Genomic DNA, 5,263 nt, shown 5'->3' with positions numbered 1-5,263 from the left:
GCAAGCCGGAAACGGCCCTGTTCTTTAAAAATTGATAACAAGACAATCTGTGTGGGCACTCGTTAACGAGTGTCAACCGACGATTCATAAATTTCGAACTATTTAATTGAAGAGTTTGATCATGGCTCAGATTGAACGCTGGCGGCAGGCCTAACACATGCAAGTCGAACGGTAACAGGAATTAGCTTGCTAATTTGCTGACGAGTGGCGGACGGGTGAGTAATGCTTGGGAACTTGCCTTTGCGAGGGGGATAACAGTTGGAAACGACTGCTAATACCGCATGATGTCTACGGACCAAAGGGGGCTTTTGCTCTCGCGCAAAGAGAGGCCCAAGTGAGATTAGCTAGTTGGTGGGGTAAAGGCTCACCAAGGCGACGATCTCTAGCTGTTCTGAGAGGAAGATCAGCCACACTGGGACTGAGACACGGCCCAGACTCCTACGGGAGGCAGCAGTGGGGAATATTGCACAATGGGGGAAACCCTGATGCAGCCATGCCGCGTGTGTGAAGAAGGCCTTCGGGTTGTAAAGCACTTTCAGTTGTGAGGAAGGGTTGGTAGTTAATACCTGCCAACATTGACGTTAGCAACAGAAGAAGCACCGGCTAACTCCGTGCCAGCAGCCGCGGTAATACGGAGGGTGCGAGCGTTAATCGGAATTACTGGGCGTAAAGCGCACGCAGGCGGTTTGTTAAGCTAGATGTGAAAGCCCCGGGCTCAACCTGGGATGGTCATTTAGAACTGGCAGACTAGAGTCTTGGAGAGGGGAGTGGAATTCCAGGTGTAGCGGTGAAATGCGTAGATATCTGGAGGAACATCAGTGGCGAAGGCGACTCCCTGGCCAAAGACTGACGCTCATGTGCGAAAGTGTGGGTAGCGAACAGGATTAGATACCCTGGTAGTCCACACCGTAAACGCTGTCTACTAGCTGTGTGTGAATTTAATTCGTGCGTAGCGAAGCTAACGCGCTAAGTAGACCGCCTGGGGAGTACGGCCGCAAGGTTAAAACTCAAATGAATTGACGGGGGCCCGCACAAGCGGTGGAGCATGTGGTTTAATTCGATGCAACGCGAAGAACCTTACCTACACTTGACATGCAGAGAACTTTCCAGAGATGGATAGGTGCCTTCGGGAACTCTGACACAGGTGCTGCATGGCTGTCGTCAGCTCGTGTCGTGAGATGTTGGGTTAAGTCCCGCAACGAGCGCAACCCTTGTCCTTAGTTGCCAGCATTAAGTTGGGCACTCTAAGGAGACTGCCGGTGACAAACCGGAGGAAGGTGGGGACGACGTCAAGTCATCATGGCCCTTACGTGTAGGGCTACACACGTGCTACAATGGCAAGTACAGAGGGAAGCGAGACAGTGATGTGGAGCGGACCCCTTAAAGCTTGTCGTAGTCCGGATTGGAGTCTGCAACTCGACTCCATGAAGTCGGAATCGCTAGTAATCGCAGGTCAGCATACTGCGGTGAATACGTTCCCGGGCCTTGTACACACCGCCCGTCACACCATGGGAGTGGGATGCAAAAGAAGTAGTTAGTCTAACCTTCGGGAGGACGATTACCACTTTGTGTTTCATGACTGGGGTGAAGTCGTAACAAGGTAACCGTAGGGGAACCTGCGGTTGGATCACCTCCTTACCAAAAAATCGACGCTGACATTCATTTAGCGCAGTGCTCACACAGATTGTTTTGTTACCGTGACGAAAGTCGCGAGGACAAACTACGTTCTTTAACAATTTGGAAAGCTGATATTAGTAATCAATCAAAATTGAGTAACTGAGATTGAATATCGAAAGATGTTCTTTCACGCCATTACTCTACTTGACTTGAATTACTTGTTATCGATTTGATTGATAACAAGGTAATACACGATTAGCTTGTCATCATACGACATTACTCTTACTCGGATTCAAAAGGCGAGTAAAAAGCTCTAACGAGGTTTTTTGGGGTTGTATGGTTAAGTGACAAAGCGTATACGGTGGATGCCTTGGCAGTTAGAGGCGATGAAGGACGTGTAAGTCTGCGAAAAGCTGTGGTGAGCCGACAAAATGCATTTGAGCCACAGATGTCCGAATGGGGAAACCCACACATTTATGTGTATCTGCACCTGAATACATAGGGTGTAGAGGCGAACGAGGGGAACTGAAACATCTAAGTACCCTTAGGAAAAGAAATCAACCGAGATTCCCCTAGTAGCGGCGAGCGAACGGGGATTAGCCCTTAAGTTATATAGGTTTTAGTGGAAGGCTCTGGAAAGTGCCGCGATACCGGGTGATAGCCCCGTACACGAAGAGACCTATATAGTGAAATCGAGTAGGTCGGGACACGTGTTATCTTGACTGAATATGGGGGGACCATCCTCCAAGGCTAAATACTCCTAACTGACCGATAGTGAACCAGTACCGTGAGGGAAAGGCGAAAAGAACCCCTGTGAGGGGAGTGAAATAGAACCTGAAACCGTATACGTACAAGCAGTGGAAGCCGACTTGTTCGGTGACTGCGTACCTTTTGTATAATGGGTCAGCGACTTATATTTGGTAGCGAGGTTAAGTGAATAACGGAGCCGTAGCGAAAGCGAGTGTTAACTGCGCGTTGAGTTGCCAGGTATAGACCCGAAACCCGGTGATCTAGCCATGGGCAGGTTGAAGGTTGAGTAACATCAACTGGAGGACCGAACCCACTAACGTTGAAAAGTTAGGGGATGACTTGTGGCTGGGGGTGAAAGGCCAATCAAACCGGGAGATAGCTGGTTCTCCCCGAAAGCTATTTAGGTAGCGCCTCGGACGAATTCCTTTGGGGGTAGAGCACTGTTAAGGCTAGGGGGTCATCCCGACTTACCAACCCTTTGCAAACTCCGAATACCAAAGAGAACTATCCGGGAGACACACGGCGGGTGCTAACGTCCGTCGTGGAGAGGGAAACAACCCAGACCGCCAGCTAAGGTCCCAAAATATTGCTAAGTGGGAAACGATGTGGGAAGGCTAAGACAGCTAGGAGGTTGGCTTAGAAGCAGCCACCCTTTAAAGAAAGCGTAATAGCTCACTAGTCGAGTCGGCCTGCGCGGAAGATGTAACGGGGCTAAGCAATATACCGAAGCTGCGGCAAAGTACTTAGGTACTTTGGGTAGGGGAGCGTTCTGTAAGCCGTTGAAGGTGTGTTGAGAAGCATGCTGGAGGTATCAGAAGTGCGAATGCTGACATGAGTAACGACAATGGGGGTGAAAAACCCCCACGCCGGAAGACCAAGGTTTCCTGTCCCATGCTAATCAGGGCAGGGTAAGTCGGCCCCTAAGGCGAGGCAGAAATGCGTAGTCGATGGGAAACGGGTTAATATTCCCGTACTTATATAATCAGTGATGGAGGGACGGAGAAGGCTAGGCAAGCTTGGCGTTGGTTGTCCAAGTGAAAGTGCGTAGGCTGAGGACTTAGGTAAATCCGGGTTCTTAAGGCTGAGACACGAGACGAGCCACCAAGGTGGTGAAGTTGTTGATGCCCTGCTTCCAGGAAAAGCTTCTAAACTTATGATTATGTAAACCGTACCCCAAACCGACACAGGTGGTCAGGTAGAGAATACTAAGGCGCTTGAGAGAACTCGGGTGAAGGAACTCGGCAAAATTGTACCGTAACTTCGGGAGAAGGTACGCCCCTGTTTGTGAAGGCTTCGCGCCGTAAGCAGATGGGGGTCGCAGTGACCAGGTGGCTGGGACTGTTTATTAAAAACACAGCACTCTGCAAACACGAAAGTGGACGTATAGGGTGTGACACCTGCCCGGTGCCGGAAGGTTAATTGATGGGGTTAGCTTAGGCGAAGCTCTTGATCGAAGCCCCGGTAAACGGCGGCCGTAACTATAACGGTCCTAAGGTAGCGAAATTCCTTGTCGGGTAAGTTCCGACCTGCACGAATGGTGTAACCATGGCCACGCTGTCTCCACCCGAGACTCAGTGAAATTGAAATCGCTGTGAAGATGCAGTGTACCCGCACCTAGACGGAAAGACCCCGTGAACCTTTACTACAGCTTGGCACTGAACATTGAACCTACTTGTGTAGGATAGGTGGGAGGCTATGAATCGAGGACGCCAGTTCTTGTGGAGCCGACCTTGAAATACCACCCTGGTATGTTTGATGTTCTAACGTTGCCCCCTTATCGGGGGTGCGGACAGTGTCTGGTGGGTAGTTTGACTGGGGCGGTCTCCTCCCAAATAGTAACGGAGGAGCACGAAGGTTAGCTAATCACGGTCGGACATCGTGAGGTTAGTGCAATGGCATAAGCTAGCTTAACTGCGAGACAGACACGTCGAGCAGGTACGAAAGTAGGTCATAGTGATCCGGTGGTTCTGTATGGAAGGGCCATCGCTCAACGGATAAAAGGTACTCCGGGGATAACAGGCTGATACCGCCCAAGAGTTCATATCGACGGCGGTGTTTGGCACCTCGATGTCGGCTCATCACATCCTGGGGCTGAAGTCGGTCCCAAGGGTATGGCTGTTCGCCATTTAAAGTGGTACGCGAGCTGGGTTTAGAACGTCGTGAGACAGTTCGGTCCCTATCTGGTGTGGGCGTTGGATGATTGAGGGGAGCTGCTCCTAGTACGAGAGGACCGGAGTGGACGAACCGCTGGTGTTCGGGTTGTGATGCCAATCGCATTGCCCGGTAGCTACGTTCGGAACGGATAACCGCTGAAAGCATCTAAGCGGGAAACCGGCCCCAAGATGAGTCATCCCTGAGCTTTAAGCTCTGGAAGGGTTGTTATAGACGATGACGTTGATAGGCAGGGTGTGGAAGCGTTGTAAGGCGTTAAGCTAACCTGTACTAATTGCCCGAGAGGCTTAACCATACAACACCCAAAAAGCTTTAGAGACTTTTTACCTACAAACACTTGCTACGCAAGTGGGCGTGGAAACTGGCTTAACCGTCGATGTAAAATCGACTGGCCACTTTCCTACTCGCTAAAGGTAGAAGTTTGAGCGTTGAGTGTTGTAGACAAGCTAAGTAAGTAGAGTAGTGAAGTTACTCGATAAGATTGAATATCAGACTTTCCGAAATTGTTAAGATTTTAAGTAAGGCTGACTTAACGAACTCCTCAGAGTAGTGTTGGTCCTCCTTGCGCAAAATATGAAAAAATATTTTGCACGACAGTTTATGTCTGGCGGCCATAGCGATACGGCACCACCTGATCCCATTCCGAACTCAGAAGTGAAACGTATTAGCGGCGATGGTAGTGTGGGGTCTCCCCATGTGAGAGTAGCACACCGCCAGACTCCCA

The 5,263-nt window shown here is 50.2% G+C and carries 3 rRNA genes; all 3 read left to right on the top strand.

Annotation, left to right across the window (positions count from 1 at the left end):
* The first annotated feature begins 103 nt into the window (after positions 1-103).
* A 16S ribosomal RNA gene (locus DXV75_RS16895) occupies positions 104-1,638 on the top strand.
* Between the two features lie 317 nt (positions 1,639-1,955).
* Positions 1,956-4,834: ribosomal RNA gene (locus DXV75_RS16890) — 23S ribosomal RNA — on the top strand.
* Positions 4,835-5,142: 308 nt separating this feature from the next.
* Positions 5,143-5,258 (top strand): 5S ribosomal RNA (gene rrf / locus DXV75_RS16885).
* The 16S, 23S and 5S rRNA genes sit together here, the layout of an rRNA operon.
* Positions 5,259-5,263 lie beyond the last annotated feature (5 nt).

This window comes from Alteromonas aestuariivivens (assembly GCF_003367475.1).
GTDB lineage: Bacteria > Pseudomonadota > Gammaproteobacteria > Enterobacterales > Alteromonadaceae > Alteromonas > Alteromonas aestuariivivens.
The sequence above is the reverse complement of the archived record's forward strand: the minus strand, read 5'-3'. Positions and strand labels throughout refer to the sequence as shown.